Source organism: Brachybacterium sp. P6-10-X1, assembly GCF_001969445.1.
GTDB lineage: Bacteria > Actinomycetota > Actinomycetes > Actinomycetales > Dermabacteraceae > Brachybacterium.
In genome coordinates this window covers 4,093,196-4,114,001 of sequence record NZ_CP017297.1, presented here as the reverse complement: position 1 = coordinate 4,114,001, position 20,806 = coordinate 4,093,196, and the positions used below count along the sequence as shown (strand labels likewise).

Sequence of the window (20,806 nt, the reverse complement as noted above, 5' to 3'; positions counted from 1 at the left end):
GTGATCCTGAGCGACCTCAACGGTCGGCTCGGGAGCGGATCACTCGGTGATCAGATGATCAGTCCTCGTCATCCTTCTTCTCGATCACGAGGGTCTCGGTGGTCAGGACCATCCCGGCGATCGACGCCGCGTTGCGCAGCGCGGACCGGGTGACCTTGACCGGATCGATGATGCCGGCCGCGGCGAGGTCGACGTACTCGCCGGTCGCGGCGTCCAGGCCGGTGCCGACCGGGGACTGCTTGACCTTCTCGACGACCACGTAGCCCTCGTCGCCGGCGTTCTCGGCGATCCAGCGCAGCGGCTCGACGACCGCCCTGGCCACGGCGCGCACGCCCACGGCCTCGTCACCGGTCAGACCGAGGTCGCCGTCGAGCACGGAGGACGCCTGGACGATGGCGCTGCCGCCACCGGCCACGATGCCCTCCTCGATGGCCGCACGAGTCGCGGAGACCGCGTCCTCGATGCGCATCTTCTTCTCCTTGAGCTCCACCTCGGTGTGAGCCCCGACCTTGATCACGGACACGCCGCCGGCCAGCTTCGCGAGGCGCTCCTGGAGCTTCTCACGATCCCAGTCGGACTCGGTGTTCTCGATCTCGCCACGGATCTGCGCGACGCGATCTGCCACGGCCTGATCGTCACCGGCGCCGCCCACGATGGTGGTGGAGTCCTTGGTGGCGACGACGCGCCCGGCATGGCCGAGCACCTCGGGACCGACGGTCTTCAGATCCAGGCCGAGGTCCGCGGTGACGACCTGGGCACCGGTGAGCACCGCGATGTCCTGCAGCATCGCCTTGCGGCGATCGCCGAACGCGGGAGCCTTCACGGCCGCGCCCTTGAAGGCGCCGCGGATCTTGTTGACGACCAGCGTGGACAGTGCCTCGCCGTCGATGTCCTCGGCGATCACGAACAGCGGCTTGCCGCCCTCGACGACCTTCTCCAGCAGCGGCAGGATGTCGGCCACGGCCGAGATCTTGCCCTGGTGCAGCAGCACCTGGGCGTCCTCGAGCACGACCTCCTGACGGTCCGCGTCGGTGACGAAGTGCGGGGAGATGTAGCCCTTGTCGAACTGCATGCCCTCGGTGAAGTCCAGCTCCATCGCCGTGGTGGAGGACTCCTCCACGGTGATGACGCCGTCCTTGCCGACCTTGTCGAACGCCTCGGCGAGCAGCTCGCCGATCTCGCGGTCCTGGCTGGAGACGGACGCCACGGAGGCGATCTGCTCCTTGCCGTCGACCGGATGGGCGATCTGGCCGAGCTTCTCGGACAGAGCCTGGACGGCCTGCTCGATGCCGCGCTTCAGCGCCGCCGGAGCAGCACCGGAGGTGACGTTGCGCAGGCCTTCGTGGACGAGGGCCTGGGCGAGGATGGTGGCGGTGGTGGTGCCGTCGCCGGCCACGTCGTTGGTCTTGGTCGCGACCTCCTTCGTGAGCTGGGCACCGAGGTCCTCGTAGGGATCCTCGAGCTCGACCTCACGGGCGATGGTCACGCCGTCGTTGGTGATGGTGGGGGCGCCCCACTTCTTGTCGAGGACGACGTTGCGGCCCTTCGGGCCCAGCGTCACCTTGACGGTGTTCGCGAGCTTGTCGACACCGCGCTCGAGCGCGCGGCGTGCATCCTCGTCGTAGATGATCTCCTTGGCCATGTGCTCAGGCCTCGATGATCGCGAGGATGTCGCGGGCGCCCAGGACGAGGTAGTCCTCGTTGCCGTACTTCAGCTCGGTGCCGCCGTACTTGGAGAAGACGACCTTGTCGCCGAGCTTGACGTCCATGGGGATGCGATCGCCCTTGTCGTCGAAGCGGCCGGCGCCGACGGCGACGACCTCGCCCTCCTGGGGCTTCTCCTTCGCGGTGTCCGGGATGACCAGGCCGGAGGCCGTGGTCTGCTCGGCCTCGAGCGGCTTGACGACGACGCGATCCTCGAGGGGCTTGATGGAGACCGACATGCGGCTCACTCCTTCATGAAGAGATGACTCTGTGTGAGTTCGGGGTCCAGGGATCCCGGTCCCGATCGTCGTCGCGGTGCCGATCGAGGAGGATCCCTCCGCGGCAGCTTCTGGCACTCTCGGCCGTCGACTGCCAACGAGGACAACTCTAGGACCGCTCTGGCACTCGTGCAAGGTGAGTGCTAAACCCGTGGCCTCTCAGCGGTGCCACCGCCCCAGGAACACAGCACGTCCCGCACCATCCGTCACCCGGTTCCGACCCCGGATCGACGCCACTGCCCCGACGGCGGCACCTCCACCGAGGTCACCCCGGAGCCGATCGGCCAACGCTGTGCAGCGATCCCACCCGAGCCCCCGACCCCACGAAGCCATCAGGGGACGCTCGTCGGACGCACGTTCTGCGCAGCAGGTCACATACTTATTGTGAGTCTGGCAACCAGATCAGCCCCGCAGGCTTCGCCGGCCTGCGCGTCGCGATAGAACTGGTGGTGCCCGCCGCGCCGGAGCACCTGCGATCCAGGGCCCGCGCGTCCACGCCCGACCGAACCGAAGGGGACCGACACATGGCCATCTTCCGCACCCTCCATTCCGCTCTGGGCCGATTCTCGGACCGCCGGCAGAGCCACGACATCGAACGAGCGCAGGCGACCCGTCGCGCGCGCCTCGGCGCCGAGAACACCGCGATGCTGAAGGCTCGTCGCATCCAGGGACCCATCGGCTTCGTCCGCTGATCGAGCCTGCCCGGCACCATCGCCCGGAGCCCCCGCGAGATCTCTCGACGGGGGCTCGCTCATGTCGGGCCGTGCTCACGACCGACGACGCGGCGTCAGCGCGCCCCGCAGCGTGTCAGCGCCCCGCGGCCTGCACGATCGCCGCGACCTGCTCCGGCCCGACGTCGTAGACCGGGACGTCCTGGTCCCCGAGGGTGTCCCCGGCATGGGGAAGCACGGACGTGATCACCCGCGGCGCCCCTGCGCCGAGCTCCACCAGCGAGATGCCCGACAGCGCCAGGGACTGCTCCCGCTCCCCCGCCGTCACGGGATCGACGACGTTCGTGACCCCGGGGACGACGTGGACCGGGACGCCGGCGATCTGTCCCGTCATCTCGTGGTGGTAATGGCCCGAGAGCACCACCTGCACATCGGAGCCCTCGAGCACGGCGGCGAGCTCGTCGAGCCCGTCGAGCTCGAGGGCCCCCAGCAGCGGGGTGGCGGCGGCCAGCGGCGGATGGTGGAGGGCCAGGACGGAGCCGGACGCGGACGGCTCGGCGAGGACCTCGCGCAGCCAGAGGAGCTGCTCCGGGTCCAGATGCCCGTACCCGGCGCCGGGAACGCTCGTATCGAGCACGACGACCCGCCACCCGTCCGGCAGGGGGACCACGCGGTCCTGGACGGTGGTGCCGCGGTCACCGAGGGCGATGGTCTCCCCGTAGACGGCGGAGTCGTCGTGGTTTCCCATCGCCACGACGAGCCGGGCGTCCTTCGCGGCGGCGAAGGGCTCGAGGATCTCGTGCAGCAGGCGGTAGCTGGCCGCGGAGCCGTCCTCGGAGGCGTCCCCGGTGTGGATGATCGCGTCGAGGTCCGGGACGTCCTGGCAGCGGGCGAGGAGTCCGCGCAGGGCTGCGGTGGTGTCGATGCGGTCATAGTGCCTCGCCGCGGGGTCGCCGTAGAGATGGGTGTCGCTGAGGTGGAGGATGCGCATGGAGGCACCGTATCGACCGCAGGTGTCGCGGCGGTGACGCGACGGTGCCCGCGCGGCCCGGATCTGCCTACCCCAGAGCTCCTACCCACTCGGCCTCCCCGTCGTCGAACGTCTGATGCTTCCAGATCGGCAGACGCTGCTTGACCGTGTCGACGAGATCGTCGCAGGCGACGAAGGCCTGCTTGCGATGCGGGGCGGCAACGGCGCAGGTCAGGGCGCTGTCCCCGATCTCCAGCGCTCCGTGGCGGTGGGCGAGCGCCACCAGGGTGTCGGGGTAGCGCTCGGCGACCTCCCGGGCCACCTCGCGCATCACCGCTGCGGCGCCGGGATGCGCGGTGTATTCGAGGCGGACGACGCCGCGGCCGCCGTCGTGATCGCGGACCACCCCGTCGAAGGTGACGATCGCGCCGCAGCGCCGATCAGTGACGGCCTCGACCATCTGCGCCACGGAGATCTCGCCCTCACACACCTCGGCCCGGCGCACGCGTGCCTCGTCGCCGCCCATCGGGGGGTCCTCGGCGATGCGCAGCTGCGCGGTGTCGCCGGCGAAGGGCGTCGGACCGCGAGTCGGACCCGCGTCGACCTCGTGCCCGGACCCGTCACGCTGCTCGAGCAGATGGTCGAGGACCGGGTCGAGCACGGCGATCCCGTCGCGCACCCCGCCGCGCGAGCCGGGCAGGGTGGCCACGAAGCTCTCTCCGGCCATCCCGGCGATGCCGCGGCTGAGCAGCGCGGTCGGGGCGGTCTCGCCGCCGCGGCGGCGCACGGCCTCGAGCACGCCGGGCATCTCCCGGTCGATCACCGGGGCCACCTGTTCGGGTGTGGCGTCCGTGGGGCTGATCCCGGTGCCGCCGGAGGTGATCACGAGGTCCGTGCCGACCTCGATCGCCTCCCGGACCGCGGCGCCGACCTCCGGCCCGTCGGCCACGACCTGCTTGTCGACGGGATCGAGGCCGCGGCCGCGGAGCCAGGTCTCCAGCAGAGGCCCGGTGCGGTCCTCGTAGGTGCCGTCGGCGGCACGGGTCGAGGCGATGATGATCCGCGCGCTGCCGCACAGCGGCGGAGGCTGCTGCGGGTCCTCGCGCTGGACGCAGTCCTCATCGCTGCGCCGGGCGGGCATCTCCTTCATGCTCTTCCCTCCTCTCCCTCCTCGCGGGACGGGTCGCCCTCGTCCTGACGGCGCCAGTCTCCGCTCTTGCCCCCGGACTTGGCCAGGACCTGCATCTGCTCGATGGTGGCGAGGTGGTCGACGGCCTTGATCATGTCGTACACGGTCAGCGCCGCGACGGAGGCAGCCGTGAGCGCCTCCATCTCCACGCCCGTGACGCCGGTCGTCCGGACCCGGGCGGTGATCTCGACGCGGTCCTCGCGAGGGAGGAGGTCGAGCTCGATGCCGCTGAGCGGCAGCGGGTGGCACAGCGGAATGAGTTCGCTGGTGCGCTTGGCGCCCATGATCCCGGCGATGCGGGCGGTCGCGAGCGCCTCCCCCTTGGGCAGGTCGCCGCCGGCGATGCGGTCGACGACGTCGGTCCGGGTGCGCAGCACGGCACGGGCGGACGCCTCCCTCGCGGTGGCGGCCTTGGCGGTCACGTCGACCATGTGGGCGGAGCCGTCGGAGCGGACGTGGGAGAGGTCGTTCATCGGTCTCCTCCGGGGATGAGCAGTGTGTCCAGGGCGTCCCCGTCATCGATGGTGTCGATGCCGACGGGGACGATGACCAGGGCGTCGGCGGCGGCGAGACCGCCGATCAGGTGCGAGGAAGCCCCTCCCACCAGGCGCACGGCCCCGGAGGGCAGCACCCTTGCCCGACGGTACTGCTCCAGCGCCGACGGAGAGGACTCGGGGGTCTCGAGCCGCAGGGGCAGGCGCAGCCGGGTGCGCGGCGGCGACCCGAGGGCGGGCCGGGCGATGAGTTCGCAGCTCAGCAGGGCGGAGACGGGATTGCCGGGGAAGGCCAGCCACGGCACCCGGCGCTCGGGCAGGTCCAGGGTGCCGATGCCCTGCGGCCCGCCGGGCTGCATCGCCACGGTCGGGAAGGCCATGGTCACGCCGTCGTCGGAGGCCGCGTGGCGCACCACCTCGAAGGCGCCGGCGCTGACGCCGCCGCTGGTGACGATCAGGTCCGCGTCGTGGGTGAGGACCTGCTCGCGCAGCTGTGCGGCCAGTGCCCCCGCGTCGTCGGGCACCGTGCCTCGATGCACCACCTGGGCCCCGGCCTCGGTGAGGGCGGCGGCCAGCCCCGGACCGTTGGCGTCGAACACGCCGCCGGCCGGGGGCTCGGCGCCGCCGGCGGCGACCTCGCTGCCGGTGGACAGCACGATCACACGTAGCCGGTCCTCGACCTCCACGTCTGCCACCCCGCAGGCGGCGAGGTGGGCGAGGCGCGCCGGGGTCAGCACCTGTCCCGCGCGCAGGATGGTGTCCCCGCGGTGGGTGTCCGAGCCGCGACGGCGCACGAAGCGGCCGGCCTCGGCGGACCGCGGGGTGAGCGTCACGGTCCCCGGGCTCTCCTCCCCCGTTCCCTCTGCCTCGAACCGTCCTGCGGCGCTCTCCTCGACAGGGATCACGACGTCGGCGCCGTGGGGGATCGGGGCCCCGGTCATGATCGGTCGAGCCGTCCCGGCCGACAGCTCGTCCGGGGGATCCCCGGCGGCGATCGTCGACCCCAGCGGGAACGTCATCGCGACCCCGTCGGAGCCCCCTGCTCCCCACGACGAGGTGTCGGCGCTCGCGAGCACATAACCGTCCATCTGGGAGTTGTCGTGCCCGGGCACGTCGACGCGGGCACGGACCTCGACCGCCGCCACCCGGCCCGTGAGCGCACCGTCGAGTCGCACGGCCTCGCGTCGCCGCACCGGCGCGAGGAGTGCGGAGGCGTCGACCACGTGGTCGGCCAGGGGGATGCGCTCGGAAGCAGTCATCGTGAGAGTCTCCTGTCGTCCCGGAGGTCGCACCGGTCGCCCGTCGTCCCGGAGGCGGTGGCACCGGTTCTGGCCGCCCTCGAGCGGCTCCTCCCCAGTATGGCGCGCACGGGGCCGCGCCGCGCACGACGGGGAGCACGGCGCGGAGCGCGGACGGAGGTCCTGCCCCGATCCGCGCCGAGGCACCTATCCTGGACGGACACCCGCGTCGCGAGAGGAGCACGGTGCCATGGCGTCCCGCCGCATCTCCCTGGGCATCCCCAAGCCGCGCACCACGGACGAGGCCGCCACGGCGCTGCCGAACACCTCGGACCGCCCGGCCACGCCGGCCCTGGCCGACCGTTTCGATCGCGAGGCCACGGACCTGCGTCTGTCGCTGACCGACTTCTGCAACCTGCGCTGCACCTACTGCATGCCCGCCTCCGGGCTCACCTTCTTGAACAAGGAGCAGATGCTCTCCGCCGAGGAGGTGATCCACCTGGTGCGGATCGGGGTGGAGCGCCTGGGCATCGAGCAGGTGCGCTTCACCGGGGGCGAGCCGCTGACCCGCCCGGATCTCGAGGAGATCATCGCCGGCGTCGCCGCCCTCGACCCGCGACCCGACATCTCGCTGACCACCAACGCGATCGGCCTGGACCATCGTGCCCCGCGACTGCGGGACGCAGGCCTGGACCGCATCAACGTCTCGCTGGACTCCGTGGTCTCCGAGACCTTCGAGCGGCTCAGCCGTCGGCCCCTGCTGCACCGGGTGCTGGCCGGGATCGAGGGGGCCCGCGAGGCGGGTCTGGACCCGATCAAGGTCAACGCCGTCCTGCTGCCGGGCGTGAACGACCACGAGCTGCCCGAGCTGCTGGACTGGTGCCTGACCCGCGATCTGCAGCTGCGGGTCATCGAGCAGATGCCACTGGACGCGGACCACATCTGGGACCGCAGCTCCATGCTCACCGCGGCCGACGTCCACAGCCTGCTCGCCGAGCGCTACGTCCTCACGCCGGTCGAGGAGGACCGCAACGGCGCCCCCGCCGAGCTCTACGAGGTCTGCGAGCGGGCCTCGGATGTTCACCGCGGCCGGGTCGGGATCATCGCCTCGGTCACCCGCCCCTTCTGCGCCGACTGCCGTCGGACCCGGCTGACCGCCGAGGGCCGCGTGCGCACCTGCCTGTTCTCCCGTGAGGAGACCGATCTGCGTGCGGCGCTGCGCTCAGGGGCCGACGACGAGGCGATCGCGGACATCTGGCGCGCCGCGCACTGGGGGAAGAAGGCCGGTCACGGCATGGATCGGGAGGACTTCGTCCAGCCCGAGCGCCCGATGAGCGCCATCGGCGGCTGAGCAGGGGGAGACGATGGACGAGACGACGCAGAGAACCGCCCCCGCCATCACGGTGCAGCTGTTCGCGGGGGCGGCGGCCGAGTACGGCGCCGAGACCACCACCGTGCACGGCACCACCCTGCAGGACGCGCTCGATGACCTGCTCTCCACCGCTTCCCCGCAGGCCGCACAGGCGATCGGCCGCTCCAGCTTCCTGGTCAACGCCGTCGCCTGCACGGACCGCGGCCGGGCACTGTCCGAGGGAGACCGCCTGGACGTGCTGCCCCCCCTCGCCGGCGGCTGAGGAGACGACAGCACCGCACTGTGCGCCGACAGACGGGAAGGGCCCCGTGCGCCGCCGCTCGAGGCCCTTCCCGCCAGTGGTCCGCTCAGCCCTCGAGCTTCGCCGACCCCTTCACGTAGCCGATCTTCGTCCAGTCCGGCGACTGGAATCCCCACGCGCCGAAGTTCGCGAGGTCGTCGTTCTGGACGAAGAAGTCGTAGGACTGCCACAGAGGCAGCGTTCCCGCGAGCTCCCAGAGATTCGCATCGTACTGGTTGATCAGATCGATCCGAGCGGCCTCATCGGTCTCGATTGCGGCCTTCTCGACGAGTTCGTCGGTCTCGGGATTACCGACCTTCCCGAAGTTCTGCTCGCCGTCGGTCTTCCAGATGGCATCGCTCGAGGAGAGGAACGGGGTGCCGACCCAGCCGAACAGCGTCAGATCGAACTCTCCCGGGATGACGTACTGGGAGAACAGGTCCGTCGGCGGAACCTTCTGCACTTTCATGGTGATCCCGACCGCGGCCAGAGCCTCCTTCACGACCGGGACGACGGCCTCGTTGGTCTTCGACCCGTCGTTGTAGACGTAGGTGATCTCCAACGGCTCGCCGTCCTTGGTCGCGACGTCGCCCTCCATGGTGTAGCCGGCGTCCTCGAGCAGCTTCTTCGCCGCCTCGGGATCATAGGCACCGAAATCGCCGGAGTTGTCCTTGTACCCCTCCTGGTTGGTCATCAGGACGTGGTTGTTCAACTGTTCGAAGTCATCCGGGTACGGCATGGTGGCATTGACCGACAGGAAGACCTGTTCGCGGTCGATGGCCCGGAACACCGCCTGGCGCACGGACTGGTCGGCCAGCGGGCGGCCCTCTGTGCCGTTCAGTGTGATGTGCGTCCAGTCGGGGCCTGCGGCCTTCCGCATGCTGACCCCGTCGCCGATCATCGGCTCGACGACCGAGTAGGTCGCCGGCACGGAGGTCTCGATGACATCGAGCTGGCCGTTCTGGAAGCTCGTCGCCGTCGCCGCCGGGTCCTCGATGGTCGTGAAGAGCACCTGCTCGAGCAGCGCCTTGTCACCCCACCAGTTCTCGTCCGGCTCGAGCAGCACGGTCTTGTTCGCGGAATCGATCTTCCCGATCTTGTACGGACCAGCGGTGACGAGCGGCTCCTCCAGCCAGCCGGAGTTGAAGGCATCAGCGGATTCTGCCAGGGCGTCCGGCATGACTCCCGCCAACCCCTTCCAATCGGCGTACTTCTCCTTGAACGTCACCACAGCGATCAGGTCGCTGTCTCCCTGCTCGACCTTCTCGACGAGGTCATAACCCTCGGAGGACGCGACCGCGTACCCCTCCTTGGAGCCGTTCATCGTCGTGAAGACGTTCTCGATCGACGTGTAATCGATCGGCGTCCCGTCGGACCAGGACATCCCCTCGTTGAGCTCGATCTCCATGACCTGGGGATCCTCGGAGGTGAGCTCGAGACGCTTCAGGTAGTGCGTATTCGGTCCCACTTCGCCCGCCGCATCCGAGGCCCACACCTCCAGAGGGAAGATCGCGCGCAGCATGTCGCTGGTGTTGGCCTCGTTGCCGTCGGTGTGGAAGGGGTTCCAGTTCGCGGGGAATGCATTGTTCGCCAAGCGTAGGACGCCACCCTCACCCAGCTCGTCGCGCTCCATGGCATTGATGTCGTTCTCGTCGGAGGCGATCTGCTCGCCACCGCCGCCGTCGGAGGCTCCGCCGCCACTGTTCCCCGGATCCTGGCTGCACGCCGCCAGCGCCCCCATCGAGACGGTCAGGGCCGTCGCCCCCAGCATCGATCGCCGCGTCAAACGCATGTTCTCTCCTTCATTCGCGAGCGATGAGATCGTCGTACTCGCTCGATGTTCATGACCTGCGTGCGGCGTCAAGGCGAGACCACCATGGTCCTGCTCGCCGCGCGGTCCCGTCAGTCTAGGCACGGAAGCGATCTGTGACACATGTCCGACAGGGGACGTTACCGGTTCGCAACACAACGATTCACAACAGGACGGAATCATCACCCGAAAAGGCATCGCGATAAAGCGGCGCGCCATATCGCTGCGCCGCACTTCCCTCCGTCTCCGCTGGTCAGGCGACCGGGCCGTCGTCCACCCTCCCCTGATCGGTGCTCTCGAAAGCACGGCGATCAATCACATTCTTCCGGCGACGCCGGGCGATCTCTGGATCCGGAATAGGAACGGAGGAGAGTAACTCCCTGCTGTATTCATGCTGGGGATTCGAGAAGACGTCCTCGGTGTCCCCCAGCTCGACGATCTTGCCGCCGCGCATCACGGCGATGCGATCGGAGATGTTCCGGACCACCGAGAGGTCGTGCGAGACGAACAGGAAGCTCACGCCCAGTCGTCGACGAAGATCCGCCAGCAGCTCGAGGACGCCTGCCTGGACCGTGACGTCCAGCGCCGAGGTCGGCTCGTCGAGCACGATCAGCTTGGGGTCGCAGGCCAGGGCCCGGGCGACCCCTACTCGCTGACGTTGGCCCCCGGAGAACTCGGCGGGGAAGCGCGCGGCGTGCTCAGAGAGCAGGCCCACGGTGCGCAGGAGCCAGTCGACCCGCTCGTCCATCCACTCGGCGCTGTAGCCCTGGACCCTCATCGGCTCCTTGAGGATGTCGCCGATCGGCATGCGCGGGTCGAGGGCCGCCATCGGATCCTGGAAGACGATGGTCACGTCGGACCGCAGGGCATGACGCTTCGCGCGGGTAAGGGATCCGGTCTCGATGCCGTCGATGCGGATGGTGCCCTGTTGCGGCGTCCGCAGCTGCATGATCTCCATCAGCGTGGTCGTCTTGCCGCAGCCCGACTCGCCGACCAGCGCGAGACACTCGCCCTCGCGGATGTCGAAGGAAATGCCGTCGACCGCTCGCTGCTCACCGATCTTGCGGCGGACGATCGCGCCCTTGGTGATCGGATAGATCCGGTGCAGGTCCTCCACCTCGAGCACCGTCGCCAGCTCCTCGCGGGGCCTCCGGTGCTCGTCGGAAGCCGCCTCGCCGGCGGTAGCGCTCAGCGCGGTGCCCGCGATGCTCCGGCTCTCCTCGGAGTCGGCGAGGTCGACGCGGGGAACGGCGGAGAGCAGGTCCCGGGTGTACTGCTCCTGGGGCCGGTAGAAGATGCCGTCGACATCTCCCGTCTCGACCATCCGCGAATCCTTCATCACCAGGACCCGATCGGCGAAGCCGGCCACGACGCCCATGTCGTGGGTGATCAGGACGGTCGCGGCGCCGAGCATCTCCTGCGCCGATTTCAGCAGGTCCATCACCTGCGCTTGGATCGTCACGTCCAGGGCCGTGGTGGGCTCGTCCGCGATGATCATCTCGGGCTCGTTGGCGATCGCCATCGCGACCATCGCTCGTTGCCGCATCCCGCCGGAGTACTCATGCGGATACTGCTTCGCGCGCCGAGCAGGTTCCGGGATTCCCACCGACTCCAACAGTTCGATCGCCCGGTGCTCCGCTTTCGAGGCCGACACCTCGGGATGATGGATGCGCACGACCTCGGCGATCTGCTGGCCGACCTGGAAGACGGGCGTCAGCGCCGACAGGGGGTCCTGGAAGATCATCGAGATCGTGTTGCCCCGCAGCTGTGCGAGCTGTTTGTCGTTCAGCGCGAACAGATCCCTGCCCATCAGCTCGATCTCGCCGGAGATCGAGGCGTTGCGCGGGAGCAGACCCATCACTGCGAGAGAGCTGACGGACTTCCCCGAGCCGGACTCGCCGACGATGGCGAGTGCCTCGCCCTTGTGCACCTCGTAGCTCAGATTCTGCACGGCCCTCACCGTGCCGTACTCGGAAGGGAACGAGACGCTCAGGTCCCGCACGGAAAGAATCGGATCAGACATTCAAGTCCCTCTCAGAGACGGCTGGAGCCGCTGGTCGGGTCGAGGGCATCGCGAAGGGCCTCGCCCATGAGGTTGATGGAGATGACGAGAGCGGCGAGGATCGCGGCCGGCGGCATCCAGGTGTAGGGCGCGGAGATGTTGTAGCCCTGCAGCACTGTCCCGAGCGATACCTGCGGATACTGGATCCCGAAGCCGATGAACGACAGCCCGGTCTCCCCCAGGATGGCGGCGCTGACGCCGAGGGTGGTATCGATGATGATCCAGCTGGCGACATTGGGAATGATGTGGCGGACCATCGTGATGATCGGATTGACGCCCATGAAGCGCGCGGCCTCGACGTACTCGGTGCGCACCAGCTGCTGGGTCATCGCGCGCAGGACTCGGGCCGTGAGCATCCAGGCGAAGCCGGCCAGCAGCGGGATCATCCAGAGCCAGGACGCCCGCTGCAGGGCTGGGCTGAACAGCATCAGCAACAGCAGAGAAGGGACGACCAGGAACAGATTGATCAGGTTCACGAGCGCGCCGTCGCCGAGAGCTCCCAGCTTGCCCTTGCCCCCGATGAACCCGGCCGTGATGCCCACGATGAGTGCCAGCAACGAGGTCAGCGCCGCGGTTCCCAGGCCGATCACGAGCGAGATGCGCAAGCCCTGGAGTGTGCGCGCGAAGATGTCCAGCCCGTTCTCGTTCACCCCGAACCAGTGGTACCCGCTGGGGCCGGTGAGCGCGTTGCGCAGATCCCTTTCGAACGGCCCGTACTGGTAGAACATCGGCCCGAAGATCGCCAGCAGCACGAGGACCGCAAAGACGCTCATGCCGATCCATGCGCTGGGATTGCGCAGGTAACGACGTCGCAGCAGCTCGCCGCGCCCCATCGCCGCAGTGGGTCCTTCTTCCGAGGATGGTCCGCTCGGTCCGTCGACCGCGGCACCGAGCACCGGGTTGGCCTCGGGGTCGGTGCTCGCGTGCAGCTCCGACACATCCTCGGTCGACCGCATGTCAGAAGGGTTCGTCATGGTGTCACCGAATCCTCGGGTCGAGAGCACCCTGCAAGAAGTCTGCGAAGGTGGCGGAGAGCAGGGTGAGTACCGCCGTGTACAGCACCACGCCGGCGGTGCCGTTGACGTCGGCCATACCGATCGCCGAGATCGCGAAGCGTCCGATCCCCTGCCAGTTGAACATCAGCTCGACGAAGAGCGAGCCGGAGAACGCGGCCCCGACGGCGAAGGCGAAGTACTGCCCCATGGGGATCAGCGCCATGCGCAGACCGTGCCGGGTCATGGCTTTCCCGCGCGTGAGTCCCTTCGCTCGTGCGGTGCGCAGATAGTCGCTGCCGAGCACGTCGAGGGTCGTGACCTTCATGTACCGGGAGTACGACGCCGCGGCGGTGACCGCGAGAACGATCGTCGGCATCACCAGGGCTCTGATCTGATATCTGATCGACTCCCACGAACCGGGTTCGAGCAGCGGATTGATCGGGTTGATCGCCGGCAGCCCCCAACCGGTCGCATCCATGACCCCCTGGTTCGCCTGCTGGACGATCAGGATGATCACCGGCGTCGGCAGCGAGAGGATGAAGAAGGCCAGCAGCGTCGAGAAGCGGTCACCGAGCGAGTCGCGGCGGACCGCGGCGATCATGCCCAGCACGACGCCGAGGACGGTGCCGATCACGGTGCCGATCACCACCAGGCGGAGGCTGATCGGGATCCGGTTGCTGAGCTCCTCGGTGACCGGGACCATCGACTTGTTGGTACCGGTGGTGACGCCGAGGTCGCCTCGGACCAGCCCGCCGAGCCAGTTCGCGTACCGCTCGAAGAGGGGCGTATCCGGGTTGACGTTGCGGACGTCAAGGTACTGCTGCGCAGTCTGTTCGGGGACGGGCTCCGTCGCGATCGGGGGATAGAGCACTTCCTCGGGGTGCATCAAGGACGCCGCCAATAGATAGGCGAAACTCGTCGCGAGGAACGCCAGGATGACGTAGGTGAGCACCCGCATGGAGACGAACTTAAGCACTCTGTCTCCTCCACTGACTATCGAACATTCGCAGGCATTCCTCTCCGAACCGTCTGTTCTTCCCGTGCGCCTCCGGCGCGGCACGGCACCGCTCCGACATGACCCCGACCCCCAGCACCGTCACGACTCCGTGCCCCGGTGCCCCCGGACCTCCCATACATCCTGATGTGCTCCAAGTCTCCCCGGTTCCGCACTGCGGACACGATAGCCCCTCGCCGCGCGTCGCGGGGCACATCGGCGCACGCCTGGGCAGGACCGCGCCCCAGTTATGCTCGAATCGTGACCTTCCTGCACCTGCTCGTGCTGGCGATGGGCGTGCTCGTCGCCGTCGTCGCCGCCGACCTCCTCAGCCATGCGGACATCGGGCCGTGGCCGGTCGGCGTGGTCACGGTCCTGCTCATCCCCCTGGCGGGCTGGCTCTACAGCGCCTGGCTCCTCGCCTTCACCGTCGGCGCGGCTCTGGGGGTCTCGATCGTCCTGGTCGGGTCGTGGCGGCGGACGTTCCTCCGCCGACGACATGCCCGTCGAGAGATGGGCCGCCGACGGAGGGCGGCCCGCGCCGCCCAACTGGGTGGTGACGGTGAAAGGCACCCGTGACCCTCGGCCGTACCGCTGACGCCCCTGTCACGGCCCGCTGACCACCCGATCAGACGGCGATGATCAGCACACGGCCGTCGCTCCCCTCCTCTGTTCCCGCACGCGCTGGCCCTTCGTCGGCCTCCCACAGCACGATCGCGTCGGCCCGCCCGTACGGCGCGAGGCGCCGGCCGGGCAGCAGATCGACCGTCTCGCAGCCGTCCCCGTCCCGGTGCAGCCGACCGGGCAGCGCGTGCAGACCGCCCCGGCGTGGCTGCTCCGCTCCGGGGCCGTCATCGCCGAGCCGCACCCGCCGCGGTGCGGCCCCGGTGCCGACCAGCAGCGGCCGGACGAACAGGTGGTAGCCGACCAGCGCCCCGACCGGGGTTCCGGGCAGATGGATGACGGGGGTCCCGTCCGGGAGGCGGCCGGCGCCCTGCGGGCCGCCCGGCCGCAGCGCAAGGTGCTCGAAGCGCGAGGTGGCACTGCCCCGGTCCCCCAGCATCGTCTTGACCACGTCGAAGGCGCCGTGGCCGATCCCGCCCGTGGTGAGGACCAGGTCGGATCGCTCGGCGGCGGTCTCCAGGGTGCTGCGCAGCTGGGCATGGTCGTCACCGCTGTGCAGGGCCCGGGCCTCGGCGCCGTCGCCGGTCAGGGCAGCTCCGAGCATCGTCCCGTTGGACTCGCGCACGGCTCCCGCAGCGGCGTCCTCGCCCGCGAGCTCGTCCCCGGTGACCACGACCGCGACCCGCAGGGGCCGCAGGACCGGGAGGGTCTGCAGGCCCAGCGCGCGGACCAGGCCGATCAGGCCGCCACCGACCCGGTCCCCGGCCCGGGCCAGCAGCGCGCCGCGGGCGACCTCCTCGCCGACGGCCCGGATGTGGCGGCCCGCGGCGGGCAGGCGATCGAGGGCGAAGGTGACGCTGCGAGGAGCAGGACCGAAGGGGTCCGTGTCGGTGGTCTCGACCTCGATCACGGCGTCGGCCCCGAGAGGCAGCGGCGCACCGGTCATGATGCGGGCGGCGGTACCCGGGGCGAGGTCGCCGACCTCGCCCGGACGGGCGGGGATCTCCGTGCTCACCGGCAGGGTGATGGTCCCACCGGCGCGGCCCCTCCCTCGTTGATCACCATGTCCCCGCAGGTCCTCACGCCGCACGGCGAATCCGTCCATCGCCGCCATCGGCAGCGCCGGGAAATCCTCGGGGCTGTGGAGGTCGGCGCCCAGCACAGCGCCGACGGCCTCGTGCACCGGAGCGTCGAGGACCTCGCGCGGCAGAATGATCTCCCGCCGCATGAGATCTCGCCATTGCCAGGGGTCGACACAGGTGTCGGTCATGGTCCTCCTCGAGGCCGTGAGGGCGGGCACCCGACCATGATTCCCCATCGCGGGCACCCGCGGCACCGCGTCCTCCCCTCATCCTCGACACCCTTCGCCCTCGCGCACCTCGCGCAGCTGCCCACGCGGGGGTCCTGGGGTGCATGATGGGGGCATGCGTGAGATCCGTTTCGATCGCTTCGGCGGTCCCGACGTCCTGACCCTGCACTCCGACGCCCCGACGCCGGAGCCGGGGCCCGAAGAGCTGCTGGTCCGCGTCGCCTACGTCGGCCTGAACCCCCTGGACTACAAGATCCGCGACGGCTCCTCCGGGCGAGCGAAGGATCTTCAGCTGCCCGCGGGCACCGGTCGGGAGATGGCCGGCACCGTGCTCAGCGCGGGATCGGACCTGGACGATGCCGAGCTCGGCTCCCGCGGCCTCACCCCGGGCACCCGCGTATTCGGCATGCGGGCACCGGCCGATCCTCGCGGCGTCGCCGCCGAGGTGATCGCGATCGGGGCCGACGAGCTCGCCCCCATCCCCGACGAGATCGACGACGCGGACCTCCCCCGCTGGGCCGGGCTGGCCCTGGTGGGCCTGACCGCGATCGCCACCATCGAGGACACGGCACGGATCCGGTCCGGGCAGACGGTTCTCGTCCACGGCGGCAGCGGCGGGGTGGGCCAGCTGCTCATCCCGATGGCCCTCGAGGCCGGAGCGGCACAGGTGTGGGCCACCGGCCGCGCCACCAACGCGGAGCGGATCCGCGACCTGGGCGCGACCCCGATCGCCTATGACACCGAGGACTGGCAGGCGGAGATCCGCCGCCGGACCGAGGGCCGCGGCGTGGACGTCGTCCTCGACACCCACTATCACTCCACCTTCGTGCCCAGTCTCGACCACGTCGCCGGCAGCGGCCTCGTGGTCACCTTGCCGACGCTGGCGGACCTCAGCCCCGCGCAGGAGCGCGGGGTCGAGGCGAAGGTGCCCCGACTCCGTCCGGGCCGGGACCGCCTGGACCGCCTCGTGCAGGGGATCCGTGCGGGCCGCTATCCGCTGGAGGTCTCCCAGGTGCTGCCGCTGGCGGAGATCGCCCAGGCCCATCGTCTGCTCGAGGACGGCCACACCCGAGGCAAGCTCGTGCTCGACGCCCAGGCCTGACCCGACCCGCGCGAGCTTCCCGGGCCGCGACGCCGGACGGTGACACCGGACACATGCCCACCAGGTAGCCTGGTCGGCATGGTTCCGCGCCCGCTCGACGATCCCGATGCCGCGGTCCGTGCTCTGGAGCCGGTCCTGCAGAGCTCCGGCTGGGCGCTGCTGAACTCGTTGCCGCCCTACCGCGAGCACGAGGCCCTGCGCCAGGGCGCGCGTCTGCGCGAGGCCGGCCATTCCCCGGAGCTGGTCTCCGCCGTGATGACGCAGTCGCGGCTGCGGGCCAAGGCGGTCGACAAGTTCGGCGAGTTCGCCTCGTCGATGCTGTTCACCCAGCCCGGCCTCGAACAGGCGACGCGATTGCCGGTCGCGGCGATGCATGCGGAGCGTTTCCAGCGCGCCGGCGTGGAATCGGTCGCGGACCTCGGCTGCGGCATCGGCGGGGACGCCATGGCGCTGGCGGGATTGGGTCTGCAGGTGCGGGCCGTGGACCGAGATCCGCTCGCCGTCGCCGTCGCGACCATGAACCTGCGCTCCTTCCCCGCGGCCACGGTGCATCTGGGGCGGGCCGAGGGCCACGATCCGTCGGACGCCGAGGGCATCTGGCTGGACCCGGCCCGCCGTGCCCCGACCCGCAGCGGCACGCGACGGCTGCACGACCCCGAGGAGTACGAGCCGCCGCTCTCGGCCGTCATCGAACTCGCCCGTCGCCTCGGCCGCGACGGAGAGGCCGGGCCGCTGGGCGCGAAGCTCGGTCCCGGCATCGACCGAGATGCGCTCCCCCGCGGGGTCGAGACCCAGTGGCTGTCCTTCCACGGGCAGGTCCTCGAGGCCACCGCCTGGTTCGGTCCGCTCGCCCGGGAGGGCGTGACCTCCTCGGCGGTGCTCATAGACAGGGCCGGGGCGCACCGCCTGGACCGCGGCGAGGAGGCGATCCCCGATCCTGCACCCGCTGCGCTCGGCGATCATCTCTATGAGCCCGACGGCGCGGTGATCCGCGCGGGCCTGATCGGGAGCCTGGCCAGCGACCTGGGGGCCCACACGCTCGATGAGACCATCGCCTATCTCACCGGCGACCACCGGATCGACACGCCCTTCGCCCGCGGCTACGCCGTGCGTGACGTGATGCCGTTCGGGCTGAAGCGCCTGACCGCCTATCTGCGCGAGCATCACCTCGGGGTGCTCGAGATCAAGAAGCGCGGAACGGCGGTCGAGCCCGACGAGCTGCGCCGCAAGCTCCGACCGCGCCGCTTCGGCGACGAGTCGGCCACCGTGATCCTCACCCGCGTCGGCGGGGAGCAGTCCGTCATCATCGCGTCCCCGCACGGCACAGGCGCGGCGGAGGGGACGGCCACATGATCAGCGGGGACGCTCGCAACGTTGCGAGCGCGCAGAAGGCCCCGGCCGTCGGCGGCGATCGTCCCAGCGGTGCCGCTGACCGTCCCGCAACCGGCGGCCCGCACCGCCGCCTCCTCGCGCTGCTGCTGCTGATCGCCGCTCTGGGCGGGCTCGGCCTGGCCACCCTCGGTGCCTCTGCCGAGCGCGCCGCAGAGCCCGTCTACGTCGGCGACGCGACCCAGGACCTGCCGAGCTTCGTCACACGTGAGAAGTACGAGGAACCGGTGTGGGACACCGCCAGCGCCCAGGAGGTGCCGCCGCGACCCGACGGCCCCGACACCGGCCTGGTCGTCACGTTCATCGTGCTCGGGGTGGTCCTCGCGGTCGTCGCCGTCTGGGTGATCTACCGGATGCGCAAGCTCGCCCGGCCCGCGCAGGCACTCGCCGGCGAGGCCGATGAGGACGAGCTGACCGTCACGCAGGTCCGCGCCGCCTTCGAGGACGCTCGGCGGCATCTGTCGACGGTGGTCGAGGCTCATGATGCGGTGATCGCGGCCTGGCTGGCTCTGGAGCGGGCGATCGCCGCGGCCGGCGTCCACCGTCGGCCCTCCCAGACCACGCGCGAATTCGTCGTCGCGGTGCTGGCGACCCTGCAGCTGGACCGCTCCGCCCTCGACCGGCTCGCCCACCTGTACCGCCGGGCGCTGTTCGACGACCAGCCGCTGGTGGAGGCCGACCGTGAGGAGGCGCTCGAGCTGCTCGACCGTCTCACCCGCGATCTCGACGCCCGGACCGACCGGGGGGCGCGATGACGCGGGATCTGCTGCCGCTGCTGTGGCGCCTGGTGGTCTGCGTCGGCATCGCCCTGTTGGCCGTCGGCGTCTTCGCCCTGTTCGATCTGCTGATCCCGCTGCCGCTGCCGATCGCGCTGGGGCTCGTCGGCGGGACCATCTGGTGGATCACCCGCTCGGGGGCGCCACGCGCCGACCAGCTGGACGCGCCCGAGCTGGATCTGGACGTCGACTACGCGCTGCCCCACTCCCGGGACATGCGGGTGCGGCGCCTCGAGGACCTCGTCCACGGTGCCCAGCCCTCGCGCCGCATGACCTCGCGCGGCCTGGCCCGCACCCTCGGCGACGTCGCCGACGAGAGGGCCCACGACCCCGAGGCCCCACCGCTCAGCGACGGCCTGACCCGTCTGATCGCCGAGTCCCGTCATCCCGACGCCGAGAGCCATCCGGTCGGCCCCATCGACCGGCGCACCCTGCACCGCTATCTACGAGAGCTCGCCGCTCACGGCGAGGAGAGGGATCGATGACCCAGCCCACCCCCCTGCCCCCTGCCGAGGCGACCGCCGCCGCCCAGCGCGTGCTCGATGCCGTCGAGACCGCCGTGGTCGGCAAGCGGGAGTCCCTCGAGATGGTGCTGACCGGGATCCTCGCCGGAGGTCACGTGCTGCTCGAGGACCTGCCGGGGCTCGGCAAGACCCTCGCCGCACGGTCCTTCGCCCAAGCGCTCGGCCTGCCCTTCACCCGCGCCCAGTTCACCCCGGACCTGCTGCCGGCGGACCTCACCGGTGCCGAGGTCTTCGACCAGCGCACCGGCGAGTTCGTGTTCCGTCCCGGCCCGGTGTTCACCGGTCTGCTGCTGGCCGACGAGATCAACCGCACGCCGCCGAAGACCCAGTCGGCCCTGCTGGAGGCCATGCAGGAGCATCAGGTCTCCGTCGAGGGCACCACCCGCAAGCTGCCCCGGCCCTTCCATGTGCTGGCCACCGCCAACCCCGTCGAGCACGAGGGCACCTACCCGCTGCCCGAGGCCCAGCTGGACCGATTCCTGCTGCGACTGTCCTTCGGGTACCCGACCGCGGCCCAGGAGTGGGACGTGGTCTCACGCCGGATCGATCGCCGCCGCGAGGATCAGACGGTCGCCGAGGTGCTCGACGCGGACGGGCTCCTCGGGGTCCAGGCCACGGTGGAGGACGTGCACGTCGAGGACTCGGTGGGCCACTACGCCGTCGAACTGGTCGCCGCCACCCGCAGGCACCAGCACGCCCTCGTCGGCGCGTCCCCCCGCGGCACCCTCGCCCTGATCACCTGTGCCCGGGCGCTCGCGCTGATCCGGGGTCGGACCTACATCGTTCCCGAGGACGTCAAGACTCTCGCCCACCCGGCGCTCGATCACCGCGTGACGGTCAAACCCGAGCTGTGGCTGCAGAACGCCACCGGTGCCGGCGTCGTCGACTCCGTCCTGGACCAGGTCCCGGTGCCGGCCGCCGAGGAGGACCCGTCGGGCGGCGCAGGGGCCGGGGCCCGCACCCCGTCGGGCGCCACGGCGTGACCACCTCCCCGCCCGAGCCGCACCGGGTGCCGCCCGGGGTAC

The 20,806-nt window shown here is 70.4% G+C and carries 20 protein-coding genes; 9 read left to right on the top strand and 11 right to left on the bottom strand.

From position 1 onward, the window contains the following. Positions 1–58: 58 nt before the first annotated feature. Together groL and groES are read right to left on the bottom strand one after the other, a co-directional pair. Positions 59–1,642, bottom strand: a complete 1,584-nt coding sequence (gene groL, locus BH708_RS18285; protein ID WP_076810389.1) for a chaperonin GroEL — start codon at positions 1,640–1,642, stop codon at positions 59–61. A gap of 4 nt (positions 1,643–1,646) precedes the next feature. Then, a complete protein-coding gene (gene groES, locus BH708_RS18280; protein WP_076810388.1) occupies positions 1,647–1,943 on the bottom strand; it encodes a co-chaperone GroES in 297 nt (98 codons plus the stop codon). Positions 1,944–2,506: 563 nt separating this feature from the next. Here groES and BH708_RS19935 point away from each other — a divergent pair. Further along, positions 2,507–2,674, top strand: a complete 168-nt coding sequence (locus BH708_RS19935; RefSeq protein WP_157236050.1) for a hypothetical protein — start codon at positions 2,507–2,509, stop codon at positions 2,672–2,674. Positions 2,675–2,789: 115 nt separating this feature from the next. On the opposite strand, the gene BH708_RS18275 is transcribed toward BH708_RS19935, so the two are convergent. The 4 genes from BH708_RS18275 to glp all read right to left on the bottom strand — a co-directional run bounded on the left by BH708_RS18275 (position 2,790) and on the right by glp (position 6,565). Beyond that, the gene (locus BH708_RS18275) at positions 2,790–3,644 is read right to left on the bottom strand and encodes a metallophosphoesterase (RefSeq protein ID WP_076810387.1); all 855 of its coding nucleotides are present in this window, start codon (positions 3,642–3,644) and stop codon (positions 2,790–2,792) included. A gap of 67 nt (positions 3,645–3,711) precedes the next feature. Then, on the bottom strand, positions 3,712–4,773 hold the full coding sequence (locus BH708_RS20565) for a molybdenum cofactor biosynthesis protein MoaE (protein ID WP_172805780.1): 1,062 nt from the start codon (positions 4,771–4,773) through the stop codon (positions 3,712–3,714). Continuing rightward, the gene (moaC, locus tag BH708_RS18265; RefSeq protein ID WP_076810386.1) at positions 4,770–5,285 is read right to left on the bottom strand and encodes a cyclic pyranopterin monophosphate synthase MoaC; all 516 of its coding nucleotides are present in this window, start codon (positions 5,283–5,285) and stop codon (positions 4,770–4,772) included. Before moaC ends, BH708_RS20565 begins: the two co-directional genes overlap by 4 nt. After that, entirely contained in the window at positions 5,282–6,565 is a 1,284-nt protein-coding gene (glp, locus tag BH708_RS18260; RefSeq protein WP_076810385.1) for a gephyrin-like molybdotransferase Glp, read from the bottom strand. The genes moaC and glp overlap by 4 nt, the downstream gene beginning before the upstream one ends. Before the next feature lie 229 nt (positions 6,566–6,794). On the opposite strand from glp, the gene moaA reads away from it, so the two are divergent. Beyond that, on the top strand, positions 6,795–7,895 hold the full coding sequence (moaA, locus tag BH708_RS18255; RefSeq protein ID WP_083713795.1) for a GTP 3',8-cyclase MoaA: 1,101 nt from the start codon (positions 6,795–6,797) through the stop codon (positions 7,893–7,895). 13 nt (positions 7,896–7,908) lie between these two features. After that, positions 7,909–8,178, top strand: a complete 270-nt coding sequence (locus tag BH708_RS18250; RefSeq protein WP_076810384.1) for a MoaD/ThiS family protein — start codon at positions 7,909–7,911, stop codon at positions 8,176–8,178. Positions 8,179–8,263: 85 nt separating this feature from the next. On the opposite strand, the gene BH708_RS18245 is transcribed toward BH708_RS18250, so the two are convergent. The 4 genes from BH708_RS18245 to BH708_RS18230 all read right to left on the bottom strand — a co-directional run bounded on the left by BH708_RS18245 (position 8,264) and on the right by BH708_RS18230 (position 14,039). Beyond that, complete coding sequence (locus BH708_RS18245) at positions 8,264–9,988, bottom strand: ABC transporter family substrate-binding protein (protein WP_076810383.1); 1,725 nt, start codon at positions 9,986–9,988, stop codon at positions 8,264–8,266. Positions 9,989–10,259: 271 nt separating this feature from the next. Next, positions 10,260–11,957 (bottom strand): dipeptide ABC transporter ATP-binding protein, encoded by a 1,698-nt coding sequence (locus tag BH708_RS18240; RefSeq protein ID WP_253705398.1) that lies wholly within the window; start codon positions 11,955–11,957, stop codon positions 10,260–10,262. An 83-nt stretch (positions 11,958–12,040) separates the two neighbouring features. Beyond that, a complete protein-coding gene (locus tag BH708_RS18235) occupies positions 12,041–13,042 on the bottom strand; it encodes an ABC transporter permease (protein WP_083713794.1) in 1,002 nt (333 codons plus the stop codon). Between the two features lie 4 nt (positions 13,043–13,046). After that, entirely contained in the window at positions 13,047–14,039 is a 993-nt protein-coding gene (locus tag BH708_RS18230; protein ID WP_253705397.1) for an ABC transporter permease, read from the bottom strand. A gap of 279 nt (positions 14,040–14,318) precedes the next feature. On the opposite strand from BH708_RS18230, the gene BH708_RS18225 reads away from it, so the two are divergent. Then, positions 14,319–14,636 carry a hypothetical protein gene (locus BH708_RS18225; protein ID WP_076810380.1) on the top strand — a complete coding sequence of 106 codons (318 nt, stop codon included), beginning with the start codon at positions 14,319–14,321 and terminating at the stop codon, positions 14,634–14,636. Positions 14,637–14,685: 49 nt separating this feature from the next. On the opposite strand, the gene BH708_RS18220 is transcribed toward BH708_RS18225, so the two are convergent. Further along, positions 14,686–15,951, bottom strand: coding sequence for a molybdopterin molybdotransferase MoeA (locus BH708_RS18220; protein WP_076810379.1), 1,266 nt, complete (start codon positions 15,949–15,951; stop codon positions 14,686–14,688). Between the two features lie 154 nt (positions 15,952–16,105). Here BH708_RS18220 and BH708_RS18215 point away from each other — a divergent pair, with 154 nt between their 5' ends. From BH708_RS18215 to BH708_RS18195, 5 genes are all read left to right on the top strand, one after another. Then, positions 16,106–17,092, top strand: coding sequence for an NADP-dependent oxidoreductase (locus BH708_RS18215; protein WP_076810378.1), 987 nt, complete (start codon positions 16,106–16,108; stop codon positions 17,090–17,092). Positions 17,093–17,170: 78 nt separating this feature from the next. Beyond that, positions 17,171–18,445: a 50S ribosomal protein L11 methyltransferase gene (locus BH708_RS18210; RefSeq protein WP_076810377.1), complete on the top strand. Its 1,275-nt coding sequence runs from the start codon at positions 17,171–17,173 to the stop codon at positions 18,443–18,445. Beyond that, positions 18,442–19,236, top strand: a complete 795-nt coding sequence (locus BH708_RS18205; RefSeq protein WP_076810376.1) for a DUF4129 domain-containing protein — start codon at positions 18,442–18,444, stop codon at positions 19,234–19,236. Before BH708_RS18210 ends, BH708_RS18205 begins: the two co-directional genes overlap by 4 nt. After that, positions 19,233–19,742, top strand: coding sequence for a hypothetical protein (locus BH708_RS18200; protein ID WP_076810375.1), 510 nt, complete (start codon positions 19,233–19,235; stop codon positions 19,740–19,742). Before BH708_RS18205 ends, BH708_RS18200 begins: the two co-directional genes overlap by 4 nt. Then, positions 19,739–20,764 (top strand): MoxR family ATPase, encoded by a 1,026-nt coding sequence (locus tag BH708_RS18195; protein ID WP_076810374.1) that lies wholly within the window; start codon positions 19,739–19,741, stop codon positions 20,762–20,764. The genes BH708_RS18200 and BH708_RS18195 overlap by 4 nt, the downstream gene beginning before the upstream one ends. The last annotated feature ends 42 nt before the right edge of the window (positions 20,765–20,806 follow it).